The sequence below is a fragment of the Actinomadura sp. 3N407 genome (assembly GCF_052245875.1).
GTDB lineage: Bacteria > Actinomycetota > Actinomycetes > Streptosporangiales > Streptosporangiaceae > Spirillospora.
On the sequence record NZ_JBQQBP010000004.1, the window covers coordinates 566,561 to 591,293 of the forward strand.

The window sequence follows — 24,733 nt, forward strand, 5'->3', positions numbered from 1 at the left end:
GGGCATCGCTGCAGCGCCCGCCGACCGGGAGCCGTTCCGTCAGCGGCCCTGTGCGCGGGCCTCGCACCACTCGCGGACGTCGGCTCGCTTGAGCAGGAGACCGGTCACGAGAAGACCGGCGCCGAACAGCACGCCGGCCGCGGGCCGCAGGAGATCGGCGCCCTCCCCGTCGCCGTTGGAGAGGTTCATGCCGTACCACGCCATCACGATCAGGAAGACCGGGCCGAGGAACCTGGCGATCCACCCCAGGGAGCCGACCGCGAGCGGGCCGCCCGCCCAGACTCGGACGAGCCACGCCACCATGATCGCGGTCCAGAAGGAGCCCATGGCCACGTCCGCGGCATCGCCTCCACCCGACGACCGGAAGGTGGCGTATCCCATGGCGGGTATCCAGAAGGCCGAGACGAGCACGACGGCGACCACGACGACCCACGGACGGCGGAGCCCCCGGGGAACATCACGGCCGTCCCGCACGTAGATGCCGGGAGCGAAGGCGGTCAGCGCGTCGTCGATCGGGCCGACGAACCGCTGGGCGTTGCCCAGCGGCAGCGAGTAGGTGACGCCGGGTTCGCCGGGGGCCTCCTCTGCCAGGTGCTCCATCTCCGGATGGGCGTCCCGGAAGTCCGGGGCCGCCGGGCTGAGCACCAGCTCGATTCTCGGTGGCCGCGCCGGTTGCCTCCGGGACGGCTGCGAGGTGTCCGGCCGCGTGTAGGAGAACGTGACCTTCCCCAGTTCCGGCCACGTGACCGCCCACGGGCGCCCGTCCCGGCCGGACATGCGGATCCCGTCGGCGTCCAGCACCAGGCGGCGCTGCCGGGACGACGTCCGCCACATCAGCGGTGGGGCGTACGCGAGCACGATGAAGGCGGCGGCGATCACGATCGCTCCCGCCGGGTCGTCGGTGTCGCCGGTGATCGCCGGGACCAGGATGACGACCCCGATCCCGCCGAGCACCGCGCTCAGCGCGACGATGTGCCGGAGGTGGACGTTCGCGGCCTTGATGGTCAGCGGACTCCGGGAAGCGATCATGTCGGACATGAGCCCACAAGGTAGGGCACCGCGTTCGGTGGTGCCCAGGGTCCGGCTCAGCGCGGTTCGAGCGACGCGCGGTACAGGTCGGCGAGGATGTCGTAGGAGCGCAGCCGGTCGGCGTGGTCGAAGACCTGCGTGACGACCATGACCTCGTCCGCGGCCGTCCGCTCGATCAGCTCGTCCAGCTGCTTGCGGACGCTCTCCGGGCCGCCCACGACCTGGTCCGCCAGCCGCGAGTCGATCATCTGGCGTTCCAGCGGCGTGTACGGGTGGGAGGCGGTCTCCTCCGGGGTCGGCAGCGGCCCCGGATGACCCTGCCGCAGCCGCAGGAACCCCAGCGCCTGCGGCTGGGCCAGCTCGCGTGCCCGCTCGTCGGACTCGGCGGCGGTGACCGAGACGCCGATCATCGAGTACGGCTCATCGAGCGCGCCGGGACGGAACGAGTCGCGGTACAGCTTCAGCGCGGGGACGGTGTTCGCGGCGCTGAAGTGGTGCGCGAACGCGAACGGCAGCCCCAGAAGCCCGGCCAGCCGGGCACTGTAGCCGCTGGAGCCGAGCAGCCAGACCGGCGGCTCGTTCCCGGCGGCGGGCGTCACCTCGCTGTCCGCGCCGAAGTAGCCGCGCAGCTCGATGACCTGCTCGGGGAAGTCGTCCACCGACAGCGCGTCCGGGGAACGCCGCAGTGCCCGCGCGGTGGCCTGGTCGGTGCCGGGGGCGCGGCCGAGGCCGAGGTCGATGCGTCCCGGGTACAGCGCCTCCAGCGTCCCGAACTGCTCGGCGACCACCATGGGCGCGTGGTTCGGCAGCATGACCCCGCCGGACCCGACCCGCATCGCCGACGTCGCCGCCGCGACCTGCCCGATCAGCACGGCGGTCGCGGAGCTGGCGATCCCGGGCATCGCGTGGTGCTCGGCCAGCCAGTACCGGTGGAAGCCGAGCCGCTCGGTGTGCCGGGCCAGGTCGAGGGTGTTGCGCAGCGCCTGGCCGGACGTGGAGCCGCTGACGACGGGGGCCAGGTCGAGGACGGAGAAGGGCACGCTCATAACGTGCCCCAACCCGTCCGGCGTCCGTCCTCTTCCCGCTCAGCCCGCCAAGGCCATGAAGAGGGGGACGGCGATGACGGCGATCGCGACGGGGACGGTGATGCTGATCCACGACCAGTTCACCAGTGTGCGGGCCCGCGCGGGGTCCTCGGGGAACACGGTTTCGGCCTTGGTGTACAGGAGGGCGGCCACCACCATGAGCGGCAGGAACGCGAACATCGTGAGGACACCGAGGACGAACGCGGCGGCCTGCCCGGGCTTGGTGTAGGTCCCGTCCGGGCCGATGCCGAACGCGGGACGGGGAGCGGCGGCGGGGACGGAGGCGGCGGAGACTGCTTCGGCCATGGAGCGCACCGATCACTAGAGTGTGACCTGGATCATACGCTTGGTGATCGTCGTACGCGAGGGGCCGGCCGCCACTTTCCGGACGGCCGGCCCGCCACGGGTCAGCGCAGCCGCAGCCCCAGCAGGATGGGGTCGTGGTCGGACGAGCGGAACGCGTCCGGCCGGTAGAACTCGGGCGGGTTGTACTCGGTGTTGTAGTCCAGGAACACCGGCTCGTCGCTGTTGATGTGCCAGATCGTCGTGCCGGTCACGCGCCGCGACAGGGACTTCCCGGCGAGGACGTGGTCCAGTTCGCCCGACTGCCCGCCGAACACGTAGCTGTACCGCTGGTCGGGACGGACGAACCGCTTGGTCTGGCTGACGAGACCGTCGTCGGTCAGCACGTCGATCGGGTCCTCCGCCGCGTAGGCGTTGAGGTCGCCGATGACGAGCGGGTTCCGCGACCCGTCCGCGATCTCGCTGATCGCCTCGGCCTGGGCGACGCGGCGGGCGTTGTAGCAGCCCTGGCCGTCGCCCTGGTCCTCGTCGGGGCCGGTGGCGCCGCCGCAGCCCTTCGACTTGAAGTGGTTCACGATCATCGTGAACGGCGTCCTGCCCGAGGCGGGCCTGAACGTCTGCACGAGGGGCGGACGGTCGAAGACCGGGTCCTCGGACGACCGCGGGGCGCCGACCGGTGTGACCTTCGCGGGCTTGTAGATGATCGAGACCTGGATCGCGTCCGTCCCCGGGTGGGGGTGCTTCACCCACGTGTACGTCCCGGCGCCGACGGCCTGGTTGAGCCGGTCGACCAGGGCCTTCACAGCGGTGTCGCCGTTGTTCTCGACCTCCATGAGCCCGACGGCGTCGGCGTCCAGGCCCTTGAGCGCCGCGATCAGCTTGGCGACCTGGCGCTCCTGCTCCTCCGCCGTGTCGGCGCCGCGCTCCTTCAGCGTCGTGAACCAGTTGAGGGCGTTGAAGGCGGCGACGCGCACGTCGCCGCCGACGTGCCGGGGCCTGTTCGGCCGCCGGTTGGTGTTGGCGAAATGTGCCTTCCTGGTCGGCTGCAGGCGGTATTCGCCGAACCCGTAGTGGAGGACGCCGGTCAGCCCGTACGCCGAGTCGCCGATCCGCAGGACGCGCGGGTCGGTGTACGGGATCGTGTCCGGGTTCTGGACGTTCGACCCGTCATCGACGAGGAGTCTCCGCGCGTCGTTCTCCGCCTGGGTCGAGCCGTGCCCGTCGGTCGGCTGGAAGAGGCGGCCGCCGGCCGACACGCTCACCTCGCCGTACCGTCCGAGCGTGTAGGTCTCGGTCGCGGTGAGCCGCTGCCCGAACCGCAGCAGCATCCCCTCGTACCGCTCCCGTTCAGCGCCTCCCCGCAGCGGGAGCCGGACGCGCTCCGGGGCCACGCGGCCCTTCCCGCACACGTCCACGGCCGTGACGGGCGACAGTTCGGTGAGCCCGTTGTACTCGACGGCCTTGCCGGTCACGAGGACGCGGTCGCCCTCCGCGACCTCGGCCGTCGAGTAGATGAAGAGCCCGTCGGAGGTCCCCGGGTCCGCGTCGGGGGTGGGGTCCTGGACGAAGAAGCCCCTGAGCTGGTCGGATCGCTGGAAGTCCGCGGTGACGACGCCCTCGACGCGGACGGTCCGCCCGTTCACGGGGCTCGTGTCGCCGCTGCCCTGGACCTCGGCGATCTGGTGGTCGGCGGGGGTGCCGCAGGTGGACGGCTCCGCCGCGGCGGCCGTCTGGACGCCGCCGGCGAGCCCGGCGGTCAGGACGGTCGCGAGTGCTGCTGCTGTTCGGCGCATGGCCGGAGGGTAGAGCCGTGCGTTCGTCGACCTGCGAACCGTTAATGAAGACTCCACCAATTTGCAATGGATTGTCGGAATCGAGAGTGTCCCTTGACCGGGACATGACGAAACACCGCCCGGCCCGCCCTCGATATCAGCGCAGAAGGCACCGCGCAGAAGGAGAACCGTGACCGAGTCGCCGGTCGGATCCGAGTACGCCCGCACCCGCGACATCGTCGCCGCCGCCGTCGTCCTCCTCGTCCTGACCGCCGTGCTGGTGATCGTCCTCGTCCAGGCGTGGCCGCCCGCACCGAAGGTCGCCCCCGACGGCCGCACCGAGATCCCCGCGCGGACCACGACCGTCGAGCTGCTCGGATGGTCGCCCACGCTGTCCCGGGAGACGAGCCTGTTCGTGATCGTCATGGCCGCCGGAGCGCTCGGCTCGGCCGTGCACGTCCTGCGGTCGTTCTACTGGTACGTCGGCAACCGCGCGCTGCGCCGGAGCTGGCTGATGATGTACCTGCTGCTCCCGTTCGTCGGGGCGCTGCTCGGGCTGATCGTCTACCTCGTCCTGCGCGGCGGCCTGACCTCCCCCGCGGGCGGCGCGTCCGACATCAACCCGTACGGCATCACCGCCATCGCCGCGCTCGTCGGGCTGTTCTCCCGCGAGACGTCCGAGAAGCTCCGCAGCGTCTTCTCCACCCTGCTCGCCTCCGCGCCGCCCGGCCGCGACCAGGCCCTCGCGCCCCGGATCACCGCGATCGAACCCGCGGGCGGCCCGGTCGGCACCGCGGTCGCCGTCCACGGCACCGGGCTGGCCTCCGCGACCGCCGTCCGCTTCGGCGCCGCCGAGTCGCGCATCTCCGACGCGACGGACACGCTCATCCGGACGGCCGTTCCGCCGGGCGCCACCACGGGCCCTCCGGTCGTGACGACCCCGGCGGGCCGCGTCACCGGCCCGGAGCCCTTCACCGTCGAGTGACCCCGCTCGCGACCTACTTCGCGTCCTGCCAGTGGGGATGCCAGACGTCGTAGGCGGCGCCGGGGAACACGCGGGGCAGCTCGGACGTGGGCAGGCGGCCGAGCTCGGCGCCCGTGCGCGCGACGCCGAACTGCCGCTCGGTCACGTAGGCGCTGCGGTCCAGGCTCTTCGGGCCGGCGACGAGGCACGTGTAGCGGGTGCCGGGCAGGTCCTCGTCCGGGATGGCGGCGCCGACCGCGAGGCTGTTGGACACCGTCACCCAGCTCCCGAGGCCCACGACCTGCCGCTCGGCGCCCTGGTCCTCCCAGCGGTGCTCCAGGATCGGCTTGGAGAAGATCGGGACGAGCAGATGCGACACCCCGCATGCCTCCAGCTCGCGTTCCCAGCCGATCGACCGGCCGAGGTCCTCGCAGATCAGCACCGCGAGCCGGCCGAGCGACGAGTCGAGCACGCCGATCCGCGTGCCGGGCCGGGCGTACTCCACGGCCGTGCCGGTGGGCGGCGCGTCCGGCAGCCGCCACAGCCTCATCTGCCCCGAGTCGAGCGTGAAACCGGACAGCTTGTCCTGGACGAGAAGCTCCTGCCCCGTCCAGCGGTCGAGGAGGACGGCCCGGTTCGGCGGCGGATCCTCACCGCCGAGCGGGCCGCTGCCGAGCAGCAGGAACCGCAGCGGGCGGCGGTCCCGGTCGCGTCCGGCGGTGTCGAACGCGACCTCCTTCCAGTGCTCCAGCAGCGCGTCCGACAGCGACGCCTCCGGCATCACGGCGAGCTGGGCGCCGGACTCGTCCAGCCGCCGGACGATCGCCTTGATGCGGCTGCGGATCCCGGACGAGTCCATCGGGCGCAGCCGGTAGACGGTCATCCCGTGCCGCTCCTCGAACTCGATGTCGACGTCGTCGAACGTCTCGAGGACGGGCGCGCAGCCGACCGTGACCGGCTCGTCCCGGCTGAAGTGCGGGTCGTTCACCGCGGGCAGGACGGCGTGGTCGATCCGCTCCCACTCCGCCTGGGAGACGCGGTGGACGCCGAAGAACTCCGCCTTGGACCGCGTCCCGCGAGGCCGGCCGGGGAACGCGCACCGGGGCAGGAGCGCGCCCGTCGTCCCGGGGCCGTTCAGCTTCCCCTCGGTCAGGTAGTTGACCAGGACCCCGGCCAGCGCGGGGGCGTCGTGGTACGGCGCGTACGGGCTCGCGTGGGCCAGCGCGATGTCGAGCCCGAGCAGGATCGTGAACCGCCCGAGGTCGCCGCGCACCGAGACGATCCGCGCGGTCTCGGCGGGATCGAGGACGCCGTGCTCCAGCACGCCGTCGGCGATCTCGCCGGCCTTGCGCCGCACCCGCTCCTCGGCGTACCAGCGCGTGGCCGTCCAGCTCTTGAAGGCGTCGTCCGGCATCGAGTCGTAGAGCTGGACGAAGAGATCAGCTGGTTCGGCCGGATACGCGGCTGCAGCCAACTGATCCGTCATAAGCGCCCCCGGGGGATTGACACGCACGGTTACGGGTGGTGGATCGATGCTAACTCCACCGCGCACGGCTTTCAGTGTCCTCCGCTACAGAACCGCGGTCTGTGTCACTTGACATTCACTTGGCAAGAGCGCACCCTGGACATGTCCGGCGGTGCCCGTCGACCCGGGAGTGTGACCATGAGCGCAATGACCGACTCCGCCCGTGACCGCCGGACGGAGGTCCGGCGCCTCATCGACTCGATGGAACACGCGAAGGTCATCAGCGACGGCCACTTCAGCGCGCTCGGCATGCTCATCACCGACGCGTCGCTGAGCGCCGACGAGCCCGCCCTGGTCGAATGCCAGGACGGGCTTCAGTGGCTGCACCGCCACTACCTGGACGTCAACGCCCTCGACGGCCCGCAGCGCGAGCAGCGCGGCCGCATCCTCGGGCTGATCGACGTCGTCCACTGGGCATTGAAGCGGCTCCCGTCCGGCCTCCAGCTCGCGCTGCAGCCCGACGGCCACGCCGCCCGCTTCATGCTGGCCGTGTTCCGCCGCCAGGGGATGTCCAACCAGCAGCTCGCCGCCGAACTCGGCACCGACGAGACCGAGATCAGCCGCGTCGGCCGCAAGCTGCTGTCCGCGGGCGTCGTGTGGCGCCGCAAGGAGTGGCGGCAGAACGCGTGGGACCTCACCCCCCGGGGACGCCACTACCTGGAGACGTCCGGTCTCCTGCCCGCGGACGCCGGCGTGGACGCCGACGCGGACGCCGACGCGGGCCCCGACCGGCGCGCCGAGCCCGCCCGGCCGGCCGAGACCACCCCGCGCTCCCCGGACAACGTCCCGCGCCACACGGACAGGAGCCGCCCGACCCGGTCGGCCGAACCCCCGCGCCCCGCGCACGGCTGAGACGCGGCGGCCCTCCCGCGGCGTGACCGGCGGGGTCCGTCCGCGGTCGGGGAGGTCGCGCCGGCGGGCCGCTCAGCGCGTCCGCCGGTGAACGCTCAGGGGCAGGGCGAGGAGCATGACGACGGCGGTCAGCGTGAAGGCGGCCGGGTAGCCGGTCTGGGCGGCGGCCACTCCGAACGCGGCGCCGCCGACGCCCATGCCGCCGTCGTAGCCGATGTTCCACATGGCGCTGACCGTCCCGTAGCCGGAAGGGGCCACCCGCTCGTACATCACCGACATGCTGGCGTTCTGCGCCACCCCGAACCCGGCGCCGAACAGGACCATTGAGGCGAAGACGGCGGCCGGGCTCGGCACCAGCGCCAGCAGCGCGATCCCGGTCGCCGCGGCGGCCAGGGCGGGCATGAGCAGCCGTCCGGCGCCGTGCCGGTCGCCGACCCGTCCCGCCCACCAGCGGGTGGCCGTGGTGACGGCCGGCTGGACGAACAGCGCCGCCGCCGCGATGCCGCCGGCCGGGACCGCGGCGGGCAGGAACGTGATCAGGACGCCCGCCGCCATGCTCGTCGCGGCGAAGACCAGGGCGGGACGCAGCAGCCCCGGGGACCGCAGCCCCGCCACGATGCCGAACGGGCGTTCCCCGGCCGCGGGCGGGGGCGCGGCCCTGCGCGGAAGACCCGGCAGGGCCGCCAGCGCGGCGAGGGACGCCGCGGAGCCGGCGATGAACACCGGCGTGAAACCGATGTGCTCGGCGAGCCAGACGCCGAGCGGCAGCGCGAGCACCGACGGCACGCCCGCCGCGACTCCGAACAGGCCGAGGCCCTCACCGCGCCGCTCCGGCGGGACGAGCGCCGCGACCAGCGCCCCCGTGACGACCACGGAGATCGCGAAGCCGAGACCCCGCACCAGGCTCACGACCATGATCGTCGCCAGGTGTCCCGAGACGATGAGCGCCAGCGGCGGCAGGCCGAGCAGCAGTATCCCCGCCGCGAGCACCGGACGGTGGCCGAACCGCGTCATCAGGCGCGGCAGGGCCAGTTCGGTGAGCACCGTGGTGAGCATCAGTGCGCCCGTGGCCATGCCCGCGCCGACCTCGCCCGCGCCGGACGAGACCGCGTACATCGGGACGACCGACAGCAGCAGGAACAGGCCCGTCAGCGTGGTGAACGTCGCCGCGAAGACCAGCGCCAGGTGCCTGCCGACCAGACGCGGGCGCTCGCCGGGGGTGGTCTTCGGACGCCCGAGTGTCTCGCTCATGCCCACGACCGTATGGGCAGATCCGGCCTCCTGTATGGTCCAGTTTCATGGCGATCGAGTGGGCCGGTTCACCGCCGGAGCTGCTGCTGGCCCTTGACCGGGACGCCGCCGGGACACTGCGCTCCCAGCTGGAGACCGGGCTGCGTGATGCGATCTGCGGAGGGCGGCTGAAGGCGGGGGAGCGGCTGCCGTCGTCGCGCGAGCTGGCCCGGCAGCTCGGCGTCTCCCGCGGTCTCGTCCAGGAGTGCTACGGCCAGCTCACCGCCGAGGGGTACCTGTGCACCCGGGCGGGATCGGCCACGCGGGTCGCGCCGATCCGGGTGCACCGGCCGGCCGAGCCCGGCACGCGACCCCCGCCGCCCCGGCTCCGTGTCGACTTCGCCGCCGGCGTCCCCGACCTGGCGTCCTTCCCGCGCGGCGACTGGTGCTGGGCGCAGCGCGAGGTCGCCCGCACGGCGTCGAACGCCGACCTCGGCTACGGCGACCCGCGCGGGAGCGAGGTGCTGCGCGACGTCCTCGCCGGTCACCTGCGCCGGGTCCGCGCGGCGGTCGTCGAAAGCGAGCACATCGTCGTCTGCACCGGGTTCGCGCAGGGCCTCAACATCGTGCTGCGCACCCTGGCCCGCAGGGGCGTCCGCCGCGTGGCCTTCGAGGATCCCGGCTACGGCGACGGGACGACCATGGCCGCCGCCGCCCGCGCCGGCGTGGAGGCGGTGCCCGTGCCCGTCGACGCCCTCGGGCTCGACGTCGACGCGCTGGACGCGAGCGGGGCCCGCGCGGTCATCGTCACCCCCGCCCACCAGTGGCCGACCGGGGTCGTCCTGGCCCCCGAGCGCCGCCGCGCCCTCGCCGACTGGGCCTGCGAGCGGGGCGCCCTCATCGTCGAGGACGACTACGACGCGGAGTTCCGCTACGACCGCGAGCCCGTCGGCGCGGTGCAGGGCCTGGCGCCCGACCGCGTCATCGGGATCGGCACCGTCAGCAAGTCGCTGGCCCCGGGCGTCCGGCTCGGCTGGATCATGTGCCCGCCCGGGCTGGCCGTGGCCGTCGCCGAGGACAAGCGGCTGGACGACCGCGGCTCACCCGTCCTCGACCAGCTCGCCCTCGCCGCGCTCCTGGAGTCCGGCCGGTACGGGCGGCACCTGCGGCACATGCGGCCCGTCTACGCCGGGCGCCGCGCCGCGCTCGTGGACGCGCTCGCCCGGCACGCGCCCGGCGTCCGGCTGACGGGGCTGGACGCCGGCTTCCACGCCGTCGCCCACCTGCCCGAGGGGGCGGACGAACGGCACGTCGTCGGCGCGGCGCGCAAACGGTCCGTCGGCCTGTACGGCATGAGCACCTACCGGGCGTCCGGCGCGGCCGGCCCTCCGCAACTCGTCCTCGGTTTCGGGGACCTCGGCGAGACCGCCGTCCGCGACGGGATCGCGGCGGTGGCCGACCTTCTCGTTTATTGAGTTGATTGCTAAGTCGCGCCGCCGACCATGTGAGGCGACTTCATTCCGCCTGTCCGGGTCCCTGGGACACAGTCGACAGCATTCGGTTTCGGTCCGCCCCCTGGAGCGAGAATGCGTCTTCGTAGCCTGTTCACCGCCGCGGTGCTGAGCGCGGCGCTCGCCGTGCCCGCGGCCGCCGCGCCGCAGGCGATCGCCGCACCCCGGGACACGGCCGTGCCGCCCGGCTGCGACGCCACCGACGCCGAGATCTACGCGGCGCCGCCCGCCACCGTCCAGGGGAACCCGGGCGACCTGCTCGCCTGCCGCCCGGCGAAGCTGACGAACATCCCCGGCGACGTCCCGATGAAGGCGTGGAAGGTCCGGTACGTCTCGACGGACGTCAAGGGCGCCAGGAACGTGGTGACGGGGACGGTCGCGATCCCCGACGCGCCCTGGGCGGAGGGCGGCTCCCGCCCGACCGTCGCGTTCAACCCCGGGACGCTCGGCTCCGGTCTGCAGTGCGCGTTCTCCAGGCAGCTGGCCGGACAGTACGTCGACATGTACGAGGGCGCGAACCTGCAGCTGTTCCTGCACGCCGGCTACGCGGTCGCCGCGACCGACGGCGTCGGTTACCTGAACGGGCAGGTCCACACCTACATGGTGGGCGCCAACGCGGGGCACGCGCTGCTGGACATCGTCCGGACGTCCCGCCAGATCCCCGGCGGGACGCTCAAGGCGGACGGCGACGTCGGCATCTCCGGCTACTCCGAGGGCGGTGCCGCCGCGCTGTGGGGCGCGCAGCTCGCCGCGTCCTACGCCCCGGAGCTGAACGTGGTCGGCGCGGCGGCGGGCGGCGTGCCAGGCGACCTGAAGCTGACCGCGAAGCAGCTGAACGGCAGCCTGTTCGCGGGCTTCCTCGCCGACGCGCTCGTCGGGCTGAACGCCGCCTATCCGGAGATGCCGTTCACCGAGCTGATGAACGACGCGGGCGAGAAGGCCATCGAGGACGTGGGGTCCCACTGCCTGTTCGGGACGCTCGCGGTGTTCCTCGGCGCGAAGGTCGAGGACTTCTCCGCCGACGGGCTGTCGCTGGAGCAGATCTACGCGCTGAAGGGCCCCGGCGGCGTGACGTGGGGCGAACTCGTCGACCGGCAGAAGCTCGGCGTCGGCATCGGCCCCCCGTCCTCGGGCGCCGAGTACGAGATCGGCTTCCCGGTGTTCCAGTACCGCGGCTGGTTCGAGGAGATCATCCCGCACGAGACCGAGGACGCCACGCGACAGGCCTACTGCGACGCCGGCATCAACACGACATGGAAGAACAACTACCCGACCGAGCACCTGACCACCGACTGGGGCGCGGCCGGGGACGTGACGAACTTCCTCGGTGACCGGTTCGGAGGCAAGCCCGTCGAGGGCAACTGCTGATCCCTCCCCGCCCGCGGGCCGGGCCGCCGGACGACCCGGCGGCCCGGATCCCGTGGCGGGACTCCCCGCAACCCGAATCACTAAGGAGTCCGAACATGACAGCGGGCGTCGCCGACGTTGGCAGCCGAACCCCGCAGCCGGACATCTCCGGCACCGTCCCGTTGCCCGAGCGCATCGCGGTCGTGGTGTTCGTGGTCGCGCCGATCATCGGGCTGCTGGCGGCCGTCCCCTTCCTCTGGGGCTGGGGACTCGGCTGGACGGACGTGGCCATCTTCGCCTTCCTCTATCCGCTCAACGCGATCGGCATCACGGTCGGCTACCACCGGCACTTCACCCACGGCGGCTTCAAGGCCAAGCGGTGGCTGCGGATCGCGCTCGCCGTCCTGGGCGGGCAGGCGATGCAGGGATCGGTCGTCCGGTGGGTCGCCGACCACCGCCGCCACCACAAGTACTCCGACCAGGAGGGCGATCCGCACTCGCCGTGGGCGTACGGGCCGGGCGTGCGGGGCCTCACCAAGGGGCTGTACCACGCCCACATGGGCTGGCTGTTCAGCAAGGACAGGACGTCCCGCAGCAAGTACGCGCCGGACCTGCTGAGGGACAAGGACATCCGGTTCCTGTCCCTCGACCCGGTCTACGCCGTGATCGTCCTCTCCACCTTCCTGGTCCCGATGGGCCTCGGCGCGCTGCTCACCTTCTCCTGGCACGGCGCCCTCACCGCGCTGTTCTGGGGCGGCCTGATGCGGGTGTTCGCCGGCGAGCACGTCACGTTCTCGATCAACTCGATCTGCCACGTGTTCGGCAAGGCGGACTTCCAGACCCGCGACAAGGCCCGCAACGTGTGGTGGCTGGCGATCCCGTCGTTCGGCGAGTCCTGGCACAACCTGCACCACGCCGACCCGACGTGCGCCCGGCACGGCGTCCTCAAGGGGCAGATCGACATCAGCGCCCGCGTCATCTGGATCTTCGAGAGGCTCGGCTGGGTCTGGGACGTGCGATGGCCCGACCACGAGCGCCTCGCCGCCCGCCGCCTCCCCCGTGACCGCGCCTCCCGTGACCGCGCCTCCCGTGACAAAGGCGCCGCGGACGCCGTCTCCTCCTGACCCGCCTCCCCGTACAGGAGCCACGCAGCATGACCGAACTGCCCGCCCTCGACCGGACGCCCCTCATCGAGCGGCTGTCCCGGTTCGCCAAGGACTTCCCCGACGACCGGGCCTACACGTTCATGGACTACATGACGGACCCGGACGGCGTCGCCCTCCACGTCACCTGGGGCGAACTGGACAGGCGCGCCCGCTCCATAGCCGCCGCGATCCGCCGCGCCACCGGGCCGGGACGGCGGGTGGCGCTGCTCGCCCCGCAGGACCTGCACTACGTCACCGGATTCCTCGGCGCGATGTACGCCCGCGTCATCGGCGTCCCGCTGTTCTCGCCGGACCTGCCCGGCCACGGTGACCGGCTCCTCGCCGTCTACCGGGACGCCGAACCCGACGTCGTGATCACCACGAGCGCGTCGCTGCCGCACGTCAGGGCGTTCATCGACGGCGGCCCCGTCCCCGAACCCGCCGAGATCGTCGTCGCGGACCAGGTGGACGGAACGCTCGACTGGACGCCCGAGCCGATCGACCCGGGCGACGTCGCCTACCTGCAGTACACCTCCGGCTCGACCCGCACCCCCGCCGGTGTGATCATCACGCACGGCAACTTCGCGACGAACGCCGAGCAGCTGTGGCGGACGTTCGAGGGCATCCCGCGCGAGTCGTCCGGGGTGAACTGGCTGCCGGTGTTCCACGACATGGGACTGGTCACCACCGTCGCGCTGCCGCTCGTGTACGGGAACCCCGGCGTGATCATGGACCCGGTCGCGTTCATCATGCGTCCCGTCCGCTGGCTGGAGCTGCTCAGCGGGCAGAGCCACGCGTTCACCGGCGGCCCGAACTTCGCCTACGAGTACCTCACCGCGCAGGTCACCGAGGACGAGAAGAAGGGCCTCGACCTCAGCGGCGTGCAGGTCTTCATGAACGGCGCCGAGCCGATCCGGGAGAGCACGCTCAGCGGCTTCTACGAGGCGTTCAAGGACTGCGGGCTGAAGCCCGAGGCGCAGGTGTGCGCCTACGGCCTGGCCGAGGCGACCGTCTACGTGTCGGCGTCGTCGCGTTTCCGGGAGCCGACGCGCCGGGCGTTCGACCACGAGCGGCTCCGCCGCGGCGTCGCCGAGCCGTGCGCCGCCGGCGCGCCCAGCGCGATCCAGCTGATCGCCTGCGGGACGTCCTACGGCCAGCACGTCGTCATCGTCGACTCCGAGACCGGGAACCGGCTCGCGGACGGCGGGGTCGGCGAGATCTGGGTGCACGGCCCCAACGTCGCCGCGGGCTACTGGGGGCGTCCCGAAGCCACCAGGGAGACCTTCGAGGCCGAGCTCAAGGACCCGGGCGAACTGCCGGGCGGGCCGTGGCTGCGCACCGGCGACCTCGGCGTCCTGCACCGGGGCGAGCTGTTCGTCACCGGCCGGATCAAGGACCTGGTCATCGTCGACGGCCGCAACCACTACCCGCAGGACATCGAGTTCACGGTCTCGGGCGCGCACAAGGCGATCCGCAGCGAGTACACCTGCGCCGTGTCCGTCGACACCGGCGAGACCGAGGGCCTCGTCGTGATCGCCGAGCGGAACCGGCGGGTGCCGATCGCGCTGCTCGACCCGGGCGAGGTGGCGCAGGCGGTGCGGACGGCGGTGAAGCAGCAGCACGACCTGCGCGTCCACGACTTCGTGCTGATCGAGCCCGGCGGGCTCCTCCGCACCAGCAGCGGGAAGATCGCGCGGTCCGCCTGCCGCCTCGCCTACCTCGACGAGACCCTGCCGGCGACGGAGGTTCCCATCAGGAGCGAATGAACGTCCCGCCAGGGCGGATGAACTACGTCCGCTCCTCGCCGGCCTCGCGGAGCCAGACGGGGAGCAGCAGCATCAGCTCCAGCCGCAGCGCGGGGTCCTCGATGTCGTAGTCGAAGATCTCGTGGAGCTGCGCGAGCCGGTACCGGACCGTCTGCGGGTGCACGCGCAGCGCCTCGGCGGCGTCGGTCGCGTTGAAGCCGTGCCTGAGGCACTCCAGCATCGTGGCCGCCAGCCGTCCGCCGCGGTGCGGGCCGAGCGCGGTGAGCGGCGCGAGCCTGCGCCGCGCCGCCGCCTCGGCGAGCGTCCAGCCCTCCTGCAGCAGCAGGTCCGGCACGTGCCGGTCCGCGTGGACGAGGAGGCCGGGCCGCCGCGCCTTCCCGTTCGCGCCGGGATCCGCGGCCGGTGCCCGTCCGAGCCGCCCGGCGGCCATCAGGTCGAGGGTCCGGTGCGCCCAGTGCAGGGAGACGCCCGCCTTGTCCGCGGGCACCGACGGTCCGACCGCGCCCGTCCACCCGCCGAGGGTGGCGGTGAGCCGGTCGGGCCCGCCCGGGCGGTCCGGGTCCGGCATCACCAGGCACGGCCGCCCCCGGTCCAGGCCGCTCAGCAGCCCCGGCGGCAGCCCCGCCGGGCCCTCCCCGCCGCTGCCGGGACGCGGGCTCAGCACGATCACCGCCAGCCGCTCCGGCAGTGCCCATCCGGCCAGGTTCGCCTGCTCGGCGACGATCTCCTTCGGCGCGGGCGGGTCGGACAGCAGCAGGCTCAGCAGCCGGCCGCGCCGCTGCTCCCGCTCGCCCGCCGCCTTCTCCCGCGCCCGCGCGTAGCCCTGCGCGGCGGCGGAGGCCAGCTGGTCCAGGTACGCGAAGTTCACCTCGGTCAGCGAGATCGCCAGCTCGCGCGGCTTCTTGAGCCGCTCGGCCTCCCGCGACAGGTACCGCCAGGCCGTCCGGGACGCGATCCGCAGCGCGTTCTGCAGATGCTCCAGCGAGCGCCCCTCGACGGCCTCCCCGTATCCGATGTCGAAGAAGACCTGGTGCACCTCCTGCCAGGACGCGTCCGGGTCGGCGATCATCCGGACGAAGTGCCCCATGCCCTGCTCCGCCGCGAGCCGCAGGACCTCGATGTAGACGGGATCGTCCCGCCGCCCGTACTCGGGAACGTGCTGCAGCACCCCTTCGACCATGGAGTCGACCAGAGCCGGAAGGTGCGGCCGCATCCACTGCGCCTCTTCCCGGGGGACGTCCCTCCACGGCTGGGCCGATAACATGCCGCCGGAGGGTTTCACATGCAGCTCGGTCAAAGCGTCACCTCCAGAGTGCACACCCGGGCCGCCAGGCTAGGCACATCCGGCCCCTCACGACACTCAGTCGGGTGATAAAACCGCCCGGCACCCCCGCACCGGCTACGGCGCCAGGCTGAGCAGCACGACCGCGACCCCGGCGCCCGCCAGCCCCGACGACTGCGCGGCCGACAGCCGCTCGCGCAGCGCGGTGACGCCGAGCAGCACCGGCACCACCGGATACAGGGACGACAGCACGACCGCGATGACGACCAACTGCTCCCGGGTGGCCAGCAGGTAGAACACCAGCGCGGCGGCCGCGAGGCCTCCGTTCAGCGCCGACCACCACCAGATCGTCCCGGACGGGAGGCGGCGCTCCGCCGACCACATCAACGGCGCGATGGTGAGGACGGCCGCCACCCTGCCCGCCGCCACGGGCCAGAGTCCCGCCTCGTCTCCGGCCTGGGCGAGGGCCAGGTACTGGATCCCTATCCCGCAGCCGGCGAGGAGCCCGTTAAGGATCGCCGCGCGCACCCTGCCGTGCTCGTCCGAACGCGACCGGGAGACCAGCCACAGCGCGGGCAGCACCACGGCGATCCCGGCCCACGCGGCCGCCGAGGGACGGTCGCCGAGGAACACGACTCCGGCGGCCACCGGCAACGCCACCCCGCCGACCGCGCTGACCGGGACGACCACGCTCACGTCCCCCTGGCCGATGCCCCGGTAGAGGAAGACCATCGCCAGGCCCGTCCCGACACCCGACATGGCGCCCCACCCGAGATCTGCCGCGTGCAGCCCGGTCGCGGCGACGAACAGCGCGGCGAACACCGCGCACACGAGCCCGCCTGCCTGCCCGAGGAGCGCGACGGCCCGGAAATCCGCCCGCCGCGACAGCAGGCCGCCCCAGACGTCGGCGACGCCGTAGAAGAGCGCCGACGCCAGTGCGAGCGAGACACCCGTCATGCGGCTCCCGCGTCACGCTCGGCCTGGCCGATCGGGCACACCGCCCCGGTGGTGCAGCACCGGCGGTCGCACAGCCGGCACATGAGATCGGCGTCGCCGATCTCCTCGTACAGGCGGGCCAGGAGCTTGGCCAGGAGGGCGGTGAGCGTCTCGCGCTCGTCCTCGTCCAGGACGGTCAGCACCTCGGCCAGCGGTGCGCCGCGCGCGGCCAGCATCTCCCGCACCGCCTCCTCGCCCGCCGGTGTCAGCCGCACGAGGACGGCGCGTCCCTCCCGGCGGCGGCGCTCGGCGAGGCCGGCCGCCTGCAGGCCGTCCACCATCCGCGCGGCGGCGGACTGGGTCAGCCCGACGCGCCGCCCCAGCTCGGTGACGCCCAGGTCCGGCGCGTCCGACAGGACGATCAGCGCCGCCGCCCCGCTCGCGCTCACCCGCCCGGACGCGGTGGCCGCGGCCAGGACGAGGTCGGTCACCGCGAGCGATGCGGCCCCCAGCAGGTTTGCCAGTCTTTCATGCATGACTCATGCATAACATATCCCGCGCCGGGCCGTCCAGAGCGGGCCGTTTCGCATGCCGCGACCGCGGGTACCGCCGCAGCGGAGGTCGCGCGATGGATCATGGAACAGTGCCCGCCGGGGACGGGCGGCGGCGGATCGCGCGGACGGACGTGCTGCTCGGCGAACCGCGTCTCGCCGAGGCGGTCGAACGGCTCGGCCGCGGGGTGGTGAAGGCGGCCGTCGTCGCGGCGCAGCGGCGGGCCAGGGCGGGCGAGATCCCGCCCGGCGCGGTGGCCGACGCGGCGGTGGAGTCGCTTCCGGTGACCGCGTCCGGGCTGCGTCCCGTGATCAACGCGACCGGTGTGCTGCTGCACACCAACCTGGGGCGGGCGCCGCTGTCGGACGCCGCTCGGGAGGCGGTCGCCGTGGCGTCGGGCGCCACCGACGTCGAACTCGACCTGGAGACCGGCCGGCGTGCCCGGCGGGGCCGGTCCGCGCTGGCGGCACTGCTGGAACGGGTGCCGCAGGCGGAGGCGGCGCACGTCGTCAACAACGGCGCGGCGGCGCTCGTGCTCGCCGCGACCGCGCTCGCGGGGGACGGCGAGATCGTGCTCAGCCGCGGCGAGATGGTGGAGATCGGGGACGGGTTCCGGATCCCCGAACTCCTCGCGGCCACGGGCGCGCGGCTGCGGGAGGTCGGGACGACAAACCGGACGACACCGGACGACTACGCGGCGGCGGTCGGCGAGGAGACGGGCTTCATCCTCAAGGTGCATCCGTCGAACTTCCGCATGACGGGCTTCACACGCGGCGCGGACGTCGCCGAACTGGCCGGGCTCGGCGTCCCGGTCGTCGCCGACATCGGGTCCGGGCTTCTCGCGCACGAGCCTCTCCTGCCGGACGAGCCCGACGCGGCGTCCATGCTGAAGGCGGGCGCCCACCTGGTCACGGCCAGCGGCGACAAGCTGCTCGGCGGGCCGCAGTGCGGGCTCGTCCTCGGACACGACGACCTGGTGCGGCGGCTGGCCCGCCATCCGCTGGCACGGGCGCTGCGGGTCGACAAGATGACGCTCGCCGCGCTGGAGGCCACCGTCCGCGGCCCCCGCACCCCGACGGACGAGGCCCTGCACGCGGACGAGGCGGCGCTGTGGGAGCGGGCCGGGCGGCTCGCCGCGCGATTGCGGGACGAGGGGGTGGACGCGGTGGCCGTCGAGAGCGAGGCCGCGGTCGGGGGCGGCGGCGCGCCGGGCGTCGTCCTGCCGAGCGCGGCCGTGTCGGTGCCCGGAGGGTGCGCGGCGCCGCTGCGGCGGGGAACGCCGGCGGTGATGGGACGGGTCGAGGACCGTCGCTGCCTGCTCGACCTGCGCTCGGTGCCGCCCGATCAGGACGGCGAGATCGCCGAGGCCGTCCGGGCGGCGGCGTCATGATGCACGTCGTCGCGACCGCCGGTCACGTGGATCACGGCAAGTCCACGCTCGTCCGCGCGCTCACCGGGATGGAGCCCGACCGGCTGGAGGAGGAGCGGCGGCGCGGTCTGACCATCGACCTGGGCTTCGCCTGGACGACTCTGCCCGGCGGCGGGCGGCTCGCGTTCGTGGACGTCCCCGGGCATGAACGCCTCGTCGCGACGATGCTGGCGGGGGTGGGACCCGTCCCGGCCGTCATGGTCGTGGTCGCCGCGGACCAGGGCTGGCAGCGGCAGTCGCAGGAGCACCTGGCGGTCCTGGACGCGCTCGGCGTCCGGCACGGCCTCCTCGCCGTGACCCGCCGCGACCTCACCGACGAGGCGGCGGCGAACCGCGTGCGCGACGACGCGCTCGCCCGCATCGCGGCCACCTCGCTCGGCAAGGTCGAACCGGTCATGGTCAGCGGCGCGACGGGCGAGGGCGTGGAGGAGCTGCGCGCCGCGCTGGAGCGGCTCGCCGGGCCGCCGCCGCCCCCCGACGACGGCGCCGATGTCCGGCTCTGGGTCGACCGGGTCTTCACCATCAGGGGCCGGGGCACCGTCGTGACCGGAACCCTCGGTGCCGGGACGATCCGCGTCGGCGACCGGCTCGCGGCCGGCGGCGGGCTCGCCCGCGTGCGCGGACTGCAAAGCCTCAAGGAGGACCGGCGGACCGTGGGCGCCGTCGCCCGCGTCGCCGTCAACCTGCACGGCGCTCCGGAGGAGATCGCCCGGGGCGACGCCCTGCTGACGCCGGGACGCTGGCTCACCGCCGACGTCATCGACGTGAGGCTGCGCGGCGACCCGGCACGCGACCTGCCGCGCGAGCTGATCCTGCATGTGGGTTCGGCGGCGGTGCCGGTGCACGTCCGCCCGCTCGGCGACGACACCGCGCGGATCTCGCTGCGGCGGCCGCTGCCGTTGCGGGTCGGCGACATCGCGCTGCTGCGCGACCCCGGGCGGCACCGCGTCCCGGCCGGGGTGACCGTGCTCGACGTCCGCCCCGAGCCGTTCGCCAGGCGAGGAGCGGCGGCGGCCCGGGCACGGGAGCTGGCCCCGCTGACCGGACGCCCCGACGGCGCCGCCGAACTGCGCCGGCGCCGCCTGATCACGCGGGCGGACCTCGTCGCGATGGGCGTCCCCGTCCCGCGCGAACCCGTCGCCGGTGACTGGCTCGCCGACCCCGCCCACTGGGAGCGGCTGCGCGAACGGCTCGTGGCGGCCGTCGAAGAGCACGCCGCCGCCAGCCCGGCCGATCCCGGGCTGCCCGCCGACGCCGCCCGCCGGGCCCTCGGCCTGCCGGACCGCGCGCTCCTGGACGCGCTCGCGGCCGGGCTGCGGCGGCGCGACGGCCGGATCTACGGCCGGACGACCGCGCCCGAGCTGCCCCCGGCCGTCCGGGAGGCGGTCGACGCCGTCCGCCGCGAGCTGGCCGAGACGCCGTTCCGGGCACCCGAGGCGAACCGCCTCGCCGAACTCGGCCTCACCCCGAAGATGCTCGCGGCCGCCGCGGCGGCCGGCGCGCTCCTCAGACTCGGCGACGGGATCGTCCTGCTGCCCGGCGACGACGCCCGCGCCGCCGCGCTGCTCGCGGAACTCGGCGGCACGTTCACGCTGAGCGAGGCGCGCCGCGCGCTCGGCACCACCCGCCGCGTCGCCGTCCCGCTGCTGGAGCATCTGGACGAGCGGGGCTACACCGTCCGGGTCGACGACCTCCGGCGGCGCTGCACCGAGAGGACGACATGACGCAGGCCGAGACGAACCGGCCCGAACCGGCGAAGAGGCTCACCGGGTACGCGCACGGCGGAGGCTGCGCCTGCAAGATCCCGCCCGGCGAGCTGGAAGCCGTCGTCGCCGGCCTGCACGCGGCCCCCGAGTCCCCGGCCGGAGAGCTGCTCGTCGGCCTCGAAACCGGCGACGACGCGGCGGTCGTGCGGCTCCCCGGCTCCCCGGACGGCCTGGCCGCCGTCGCCACCGCCGACTTCTTCACCCCCGTCGTCGACGACCCGTACGACTGGGGCCGGATCGCCGCCGCGAACGCGCTGTCGGACGTCTACGCGGTCGGCGGCCGCCCCCTCGTCGCGGTGAACCTGCTCGCCTGGCCCCGCGACGTCCTGCCGTTCGAGTCGGCCCGGGAGGTGCTGCGCGGCGGCCTGCACGTCGCGTCCCGGGCGGGCTGCCACGTCGGCGGCGGCCATAGCGTCGACGACCCGGAACCCAAGTACGGCATGGCCGTCACCGGAGTCGCCGACCCGGCCCGACTCCTCCGCAACGACACCGGCAAACCCGGCGTGCCCCTCACGCTCACCAAGCCCCTCGGCATCGGAATCCTGAACAACCGGCACAAGGCGACCGGCGAGGTCTTCGAACACGCCGTCGCCGCCATGGTCGAGCTGAACGCGGCCGCGTCCGCCGCCGCGCTGGACGCCGGGGCCGTCTGCGCCACCGACGTGACCGGCTTCGGGCTCCTCGGCCACCTCTACAAGATGGCCCGCGCGTCCGGCGTCACCGCCGTGGTCGACGCCGCCGCCGTCCCCTATCTGGACGGCGCCCGCGAATCCGCCCACGCCGGATATGTCAGCGGCGGCACCCGCCGCAACCTCGACTGGGTCGCCCCGCACACCGACTTCGGCAAGGCGGGCGAGGAGGAGCGGCTGCTCCTCGCCGACGCCCAGACGTCCGGCGGACTCCTCATCGCCGGCGAGATCCCCGGCGCGCCCGTCATCGGCGAACTGATCCCCGCCGCGGGCCGCCCGCTGATCGTCCGCTAGACCTCGGTTCCGGTCTCGTCGGTGATGCCGGCCCGGTCCCGGTACTCGCGGACCAGCGCCGCCGCCGCGGGGCCGCGCGGGCGGCGGCCCGGCCGGATGTCGCACGACAGGGCCTTCGCCTCCTGGATGTGCGTGTTCGGGTCGAGGACGAGATGCAGCAGCTCGTTCGCCGCGTCCCCCTTGGTGTAGCCGTTCGGGCCCCAGTGGTAGGGCAGGCCCACCTGGTGCAGCGTCCGGCCGTCCACGGAGAGGGGCTGCATCCGCTCGGTCACCATGACCCGCGCCTCGACCACGGCGCGCGGGCTGACGATCGTCGCCCAGCCGCCGTGCTCCAGGCTCCGCTTCGCCGCCAGCTCCGGCGAGATCTCGCAGAAGAACTCCGGCTGCAGCTCGGCCAGATACGGCTGCCACCGCGACATCCCGCCCGCCGTGTGATGCTCGGTGAGCCGGTAGGTGGTCGCCACGAACGGGTACACGTCCGCGCCCGGCGCGTCGCCGCTCGGCCCGTACCGGTTGTCGGGATGCGGCGGCAGCAGATGCCGGACGGGGTTGCGCTGCTGCTTGTACAGCGCGTTCGTGAACGGCGACTCCTGCGGCTCGTAGTGCGTCGGGAGCGGGCCGTCCATCAGCCCGGCCGGGACGTACAGCCACGCCTTGCCGTCCGCCTGCATGATGAACGGGTCGGTGCCGGCGAGCGCGTCCGGGCCGGTCGCGTCATCCGGCGGCTTGTAGTCCGGTGCGCGGTCGGCGATGAAGTCGGGCACGTCATGGCCCGTCCACTTGCCCTCCTCGGCGTCCCACCACACGAGCGCCTTGCGGTCGCTCCAGGGTCTGCCCTCCGGATCGGCGGACGCCCGGTTGTAGATGATGCGGCGGTTCGACGGCCACGCCCACCCCCACTCGGGTGCGACCCAGTGCTGGTCCCGGCCCGGCTTGCGGCGCGCGGGCTGGTTGACGCCCTCCGCGTAGCAGCCGCAGTAGATCCAGCAGCCGCACGATGTGGACCCGTCGTCCTTGAGCTGCGTGTAGGACGACAGCGGGTTCCCGTCGCCGTCGTAGCCGTTGATCTCCGCGAGGACCGCCTCGGCGTCCGGCTCCTCCAGGTCGCCCTTCGTCGGGTAGTCCCACGTCAGGTCCAGGACCGGGCGGTCCATCTCGTCGGACGAGCCGGCGAGCTTCTCCCGGATGATCCGGCCCAGGTGGTACATGAACCACAGGTCGCTGCGCGCGTCCCCGGTGGGCTCCACCGCCTGGTGATGCCACTGCAGCATCCGCTGCGTGTTGGTGAAGCTGCCGTCCTTCTCGGTGTGCGTCGCGGCGGGCAGGAAGAACACCTCGGTGCCGATGTCCTCGGTGCGCATCTCGCCCGTCTCGATCTCCGGGCCGTCCTTCCACCAGGTCGCGGACTCGATCTGCGAGAAGTCGCGGACGACGAGCCAGTCGAGGTTCGCCATCCCGAGCCGCTGGATCTTGGCGTTCGCCGACCCGACGGCCGGGTTCTCGCCCATCAGGAAGTAGCCCTTGCACACCCCGTCGATCTGCGCCATCGCCGTCTCGTACGTGCTGTGCGACCCGGTCAGGCGCGGAAGATAGTCGAAGCAGAACTCGTTGTCCTCCGTCGCCGCGTCGCCCCAGTACGACTTCAGCAGGCTGACCATGTAGGCGCGCATGTTGCCCCAGAAGCCCTTGCGCGCCGACTCGCCCTGGACGAACGATTCCAGATCCAGGTTGGTGTGCGCGTGCGGCATCGGGATGTATCCGGGCAGCAGGTTGAACAGCGTCGGGATGTCCGTCGAGCCCTGGATGGACGCGTGCCCGCGCAGCGCCAGGATGCCGCCGCCCGGACGCCCGATGTTGCCGAGCAGGGCCTGCAGGATCGCCGCCGTCCGGATGTATTGGACGCCGACCGTGTGCTGCGTCCACCCGACCGCGTACGCGAACGCGGTCGTCCGGTCACGGCCGGAGTTGTCGGTGACCATCTCGCACACCTTGAGGAACTGCTCCCGCGGGACGCCGCAGATCCGTTCGACCATCTCCGGCGTGTACCGCTCGTAGTGCCGCTTGAGCACCTGGAACACGCACCTCGGGTTCTCCAGCGTCGGGTCGCGCTCCGGGTGGCCCACGCCGATCGACGCGCCGCCCGACCCGTGCGCCTCACCGCGCCCCGCCTCGGACACGGACCGCAGGCGGGCCTCGTACTGCATGTCGCGCTGCCCGGCGGCCGACTGGACCTCCATGCCCTCGTACTGCCACGTCGTGTGGTCGTAGCTGCGCCCCTCCGGATCCAGGCCGGAGAACACGCCGTCCAGGTCCTCGGTGTCGCGGAACTCCTCCGTCAGGATGACCGGGGCGTTGGTGTAGGACACGACGTAGTCGCGGAAGTACTTCTCGTTCTGCAGGACGTAGTTGACGATCCCGCCGAGGAACGCGATGTCGCTGCCCGCGCGCAGCGGGACGTGGGCGTCCGCGAGCGCGCTCGTCCGCGTGAACCGCGGGTCCACGTGGATCAGCTTCGCCCCGCGCGCCTTCGCCTCCATCACCCACTGGAACCCGACCGGATGGCACTCGGCCATGTTCGAGCCCTGGATGACGATGCAGTCCGCGTTCTGCAGATCCTGCTGGAAGGTGGTCGCGCCGCCGCGTCCGAACGAGGTTCCCAGACTGGGAACCGTGGAGGAGTGTCAAACGCGCGCCTGATTCTCGATCTGTACCGCGCCGAGCGCGGTGAACAGCTTCTTGATCAGGTAGTTCTCCTCGTTGTCGAGCGTCGCGCCGCCGAGGCTCGCGAAGCCCAGCGTCCGCCGCACCCGCAGCCCGTCGTCGCTCTCCCACTGCCAGCCGTGCCGGCGCGCCTCGATCACCCGGTCGGCGATCATGTCCATCGCCGTGGCGAGATCGAGCCGCTCCCAGCCGGTGCCGTGCGGACGCCGGTAGAGGATCTGGTGTTCGCGGGCCGACCCGGTGGTCAGCTGGAGGCTCGCCGCGCCCTTCGGGCACAGCCGCCCCCGGCTGACCGGTGAATCCGGGTCGCCCTCGATCTGGGTGACCTTGCCGTCCTGGACGTACACGTCCTGCCCGCAGCCGACCGCGCAGTACGGGCAGACGGACTTCACGACCTTGTCGGCGGTGCTCACCCTCGCTTCGAGCCGTTCGGTGCCCGCGCTCTTGGCGGCCGCCCCACGGCCCAGCGGATCGTCGCCGGTGAACTGGCGGTAGACGGGCCATGACCCGATCCATCTGCGAACGCCCACGTCAC

The 24,733-nt window shown here is 73.2% G+C and carries 19 protein-coding genes; 9 read left to right on the plus strand and 10 right to left on the minus strand.

The window, feature by feature from the left end; all coding sequences use genetic code 11:
• Positions 1-39 precede the first annotated feature (39 nt).
• The 4 genes from ACTWPP_RS13235 to ACTWPP_RS13250 form a co-directional block, all read right to left on the minus strand.
• Positions 40-1,038, minus strand: a complete 999-nt coding sequence (locus tag ACTWPP_RS13235) for a hypothetical protein (RefSeq protein ID WP_443104506.1) — start codon at positions 1,036-1,038, stop codon at positions 40-42.
• Positions 1,039-1,085: 47 nt separating this feature from the next.
• The gene (locus ACTWPP_RS13240; RefSeq protein ID WP_443104507.1) at positions 1,086-2,075 is read right to left on the minus strand and encodes an LLM class flavin-dependent oxidoreductase; all 990 of its coding nucleotides are present in this window, start codon (positions 2,073-2,075) and stop codon (positions 1,086-1,088) included.
• A gap of 39 nt (positions 2,076-2,114) precedes the next feature.
• Positions 2,115-2,420: a hypothetical protein gene (locus ACTWPP_RS13245; protein ID WP_443104508.1), complete on the minus strand. Its 306-nt coding sequence runs from the start codon at positions 2,418-2,420 to the stop codon at positions 2,115-2,117.
• A 101-nt stretch (positions 2,421-2,521) separates the two neighbouring features.
• Positions 2,522-4,210 (minus strand): ExeM/NucH family extracellular endonuclease, encoded by a 1,689-nt coding sequence (locus ACTWPP_RS13250; RefSeq protein ID WP_443104509.1) that lies wholly within the window; start codon positions 4,208-4,210, stop codon positions 2,522-2,524.
• Between the two features lie 169 nt (positions 4,211-4,379).
• Here ACTWPP_RS13250 and ACTWPP_RS13255 point away from each other — a divergent pair, with 169 nt between their 5' ends.
• The gene (locus ACTWPP_RS13255; RefSeq protein WP_443104510.1) at positions 4,380-5,174 is read left to right on the plus strand and encodes an IPT/TIG domain-containing protein; all 795 of its coding nucleotides are present in this window, start codon (positions 4,380-4,382) and stop codon (positions 5,172-5,174) included.
• 13 nt (positions 5,175-5,187) lie between these two features.
• Here ACTWPP_RS13255 and ACTWPP_RS13260 read toward each other — a convergent pair whose 3' ends face one another.
• On the minus strand, positions 5,188-6,627 hold the full coding sequence (locus ACTWPP_RS13260) for a hypothetical protein (protein ID WP_443104511.1): 1,440 nt from the start codon (positions 6,625-6,627) through the stop codon (positions 5,188-5,190).
• A 189-nt stretch (positions 6,628-6,816) separates the two neighbouring features.
• Between ACTWPP_RS13260 and ACTWPP_RS13265 the strand changes: the two genes are divergently transcribed.
• Positions 6,817-7,530, plus strand: coding sequence for a hypothetical protein (locus ACTWPP_RS13265; protein WP_443104512.1), 714 nt, complete (start codon positions 6,817-6,819; stop codon positions 7,528-7,530).
• Between the two features lie 72 nt (positions 7,531-7,602).
• Here ACTWPP_RS13265 and ACTWPP_RS13270 read toward each other — a convergent pair whose 3' ends face one another.
• On the minus strand, positions 7,603-8,781 hold the full coding sequence (locus ACTWPP_RS13270; RefSeq protein WP_443104513.1) for an MFS transporter: 1,179 nt from the start codon (positions 8,779-8,781) through the stop codon (positions 7,603-7,605).
• A 47-nt stretch (positions 8,782-8,828) separates the two neighbouring features.
• On the opposite strand from ACTWPP_RS13270, the gene pdxR reads away from it, so the two are divergent.
• From pdxR to ACTWPP_RS13290, 4 genes are all read left to right on the plus strand, one after another.
• Entirely contained in the window at positions 8,829-10,235 is a 1,407-nt protein-coding gene (gene pdxR, locus ACTWPP_RS13275) for a MocR-like pyridoxine biosynthesis transcription factor PdxR (RefSeq protein WP_443104514.1), read from the plus strand.
• 111 nt (positions 10,236-10,346) lie between these two features.
• Positions 10,347-11,639 carry a lipase family protein gene (locus ACTWPP_RS13280; RefSeq protein ID WP_443104515.1) on the plus strand — a complete coding sequence of 431 codons (1,293 nt, stop codon included), beginning with the start codon at positions 10,347-10,349 and terminating at the stop codon, positions 11,637-11,639.
• Between the two features lie 95 nt (positions 11,640-11,734).
• A complete protein-coding gene (locus tag ACTWPP_RS13285; protein WP_443104516.1) occupies positions 11,735-12,742 on the plus strand; it encodes an acyl-CoA desaturase in 1,008 nt (335 codons plus the stop codon).
• A 29-nt stretch (positions 12,743-12,771) separates the two neighbouring features.
• Positions 12,772-14,529, plus strand: a complete 1,758-nt coding sequence (locus ACTWPP_RS13290) for a fatty acyl-AMP ligase (RefSeq protein WP_443104517.1) — start codon at positions 12,772-12,774, stop codon at positions 14,527-14,529.
• 22 nt (positions 14,530-14,551) lie between these two features.
• Here ACTWPP_RS13290 and ACTWPP_RS13295 read toward each other — a convergent pair whose 3' ends face one another.
• From ACTWPP_RS13295 to ACTWPP_RS13305, 3 genes are all read right to left on the minus strand, one after another.
• Positions 14,552-15,826, minus strand: a complete 1,275-nt coding sequence (locus tag ACTWPP_RS13295; RefSeq protein WP_443104518.1) for a helix-turn-helix domain-containing protein — start codon at positions 15,824-15,826, stop codon at positions 14,552-14,554.
• Positions 15,827-15,928: 102 nt separating this feature from the next.
• Positions 15,929-16,768 carry a hypothetical protein gene (locus ACTWPP_RS13300; RefSeq protein WP_443104519.1) on the minus strand — a complete coding sequence of 280 codons (840 nt, stop codon included), beginning with the start codon at positions 16,766-16,768 and terminating at the stop codon, positions 15,929-15,931.
• On the minus strand, positions 16,765-17,283 hold the full coding sequence (locus tag ACTWPP_RS13305) for a MarR family winged helix-turn-helix transcriptional regulator (RefSeq protein ID WP_443104520.1): 519 nt from the start codon (positions 17,281-17,283) through the stop codon (positions 16,765-16,767). Before ACTWPP_RS13305 ends, ACTWPP_RS13300 begins: the two co-directional genes overlap by 4 nt.
• Before the next feature lie 92 nt (positions 17,284-17,375).
• Between ACTWPP_RS13305 and selA the strand changes: the two genes are divergently transcribed.
• The 3 genes from selA to selD are packed head-to-tail and all read left to right on the plus strand — an operon-like array spanning position 17,376 to position 21,477.
• Entirely contained in the window at positions 17,376-18,689 is a 1,314-nt protein-coding gene (gene selA / locus ACTWPP_RS13310; protein ID WP_443104521.1) for an L-seryl-tRNA(Sec) selenium transferase, read from the plus strand.
• Positions 18,686-20,452, plus strand: a complete 1,767-nt coding sequence (locus ACTWPP_RS13315) for a SelB domain-containing protein (RefSeq protein WP_443104522.1) — start codon at positions 18,686-18,688, stop codon at positions 20,450-20,452. Before selA ends, ACTWPP_RS13315 begins: the two co-directional genes overlap by 4 nt.
• Positions 20,449-21,477, plus strand: a complete 1,029-nt coding sequence (gene selD, locus ACTWPP_RS13320; RefSeq protein ID WP_443104523.1) for a selenide, water dikinase SelD — start codon at positions 20,449-20,451, stop codon at positions 21,475-21,477. The genes ACTWPP_RS13315 and selD overlap by 4 nt, the downstream gene beginning before the upstream one ends.
• Here selD and fdh read toward each other — a convergent pair.
• Positions 21,474-24,728 (minus strand): formate dehydrogenase, encoded by a 3,255-nt coding sequence (fdh, locus tag ACTWPP_RS13325; protein ID WP_443104524.1) that lies wholly within the window; start codon positions 24,726-24,728, stop codon positions 21,474-21,476. The two genes, selD and fdh, sit on opposite strands and share 4 nt — an antisense overlap.
• Positions 24,729-24,733 lie beyond the last annotated feature (5 nt).

Bases quoted from the DNA above. Each gene is read 5' to 3' on its own strand.
- ACTWPP_RS13235 (WP_443104506.1), bottom strand. From the start codon at position 1,038: ATGTCCGACATGATCGCTTCCCGGAGTCCGCTGACCATCAAGGCCGCG.
- ACTWPP_RS13240 (WP_443104507.1), bottom strand. From the start codon at position 2,075: ATGAGCGTGCCCTTCTCCGTCCTCGACCTGGCCCCCGTCGTCAGCGGC.
- ACTWPP_RS13245 (WP_443104508.1), bottom strand. From the start codon at position 2,420: ATGGCCGAAGCAGTCTCCGCCGCCTCCGTCCCCGCCGCCGCTCCCCGT.
- ACTWPP_RS13250 (WP_443104509.1), bottom strand. From the start codon at position 4,210: ATGCGCCGAACAGCAGCAGCACTCGCGACCGTCCTGACCGCCGGGCTC.
- ACTWPP_RS13265 (WP_443104512.1), top strand. From the start codon at position 6,817: ATGAGCGCAATGACCGACTCCGCCCGTGACCGCCGGACGGAGGTCCGG.
- ACTWPP_RS13270 (WP_443104513.1), bottom strand. From the start codon at position 8,781: ATGAGCGAGACACTCGGGCGTCCGAAGACCACCCCCGGCGAGCGCCCG.
- pdxR (WP_443104514.1), top strand. From the start codon at position 8,829: ATGGCGATCGAGTGGGCCGGTTCACCGCCGGAGCTGCTGCTGGCCCTT.
- ACTWPP_RS13280 (WP_443104515.1), top strand. From the start codon at position 10,347: ATGCGTCTTCGTAGCCTGTTCACCGCCGCGGTGCTGAGCGCGGCGCTC.
- ACTWPP_RS13285 (WP_443104516.1), top strand. From the start codon at position 11,735: ATGACAGCGGGCGTCGCCGACGTTGGCAGCCGAACCCCGCAGCCGGAC.
- ACTWPP_RS13290 (WP_443104517.1), top strand. From the start codon at position 12,772: ATGACCGAACTGCCCGCCCTCGACCGGACGCCCCTCATCGAGCGGCTG.
- ACTWPP_RS13300 (WP_443104519.1), bottom strand. From the start codon at position 16,768: ATGACGGGTGTCTCGCTCGCACTGGCGTCGGCGCTCTTCTACGGCGTC.
- ACTWPP_RS13305 (WP_443104520.1), bottom strand. From the start codon at position 17,283: ATGCATGAAAGACTGGCAAACCTGCTGGGGGCCGCATCGCTCGCGGTG.
- selA (WP_443104521.1), top strand. From the start codon at position 17,376: ATGGATCATGGAACAGTGCCCGCCGGGGACGGGCGGCGGCGGATCGCG.
- ACTWPP_RS13315 (WP_443104522.1), top strand. From the start codon at position 18,686: ATGATGCACGTCGTCGCGACCGCCGGTCACGTGGATCACGGCAAGTCC.
- selD (WP_443104523.1), top strand. From the start codon at position 20,449: ATGACGCAGGCCGAGACGAACCGGCCCGAACCGGCGAAGAGGCTCACC.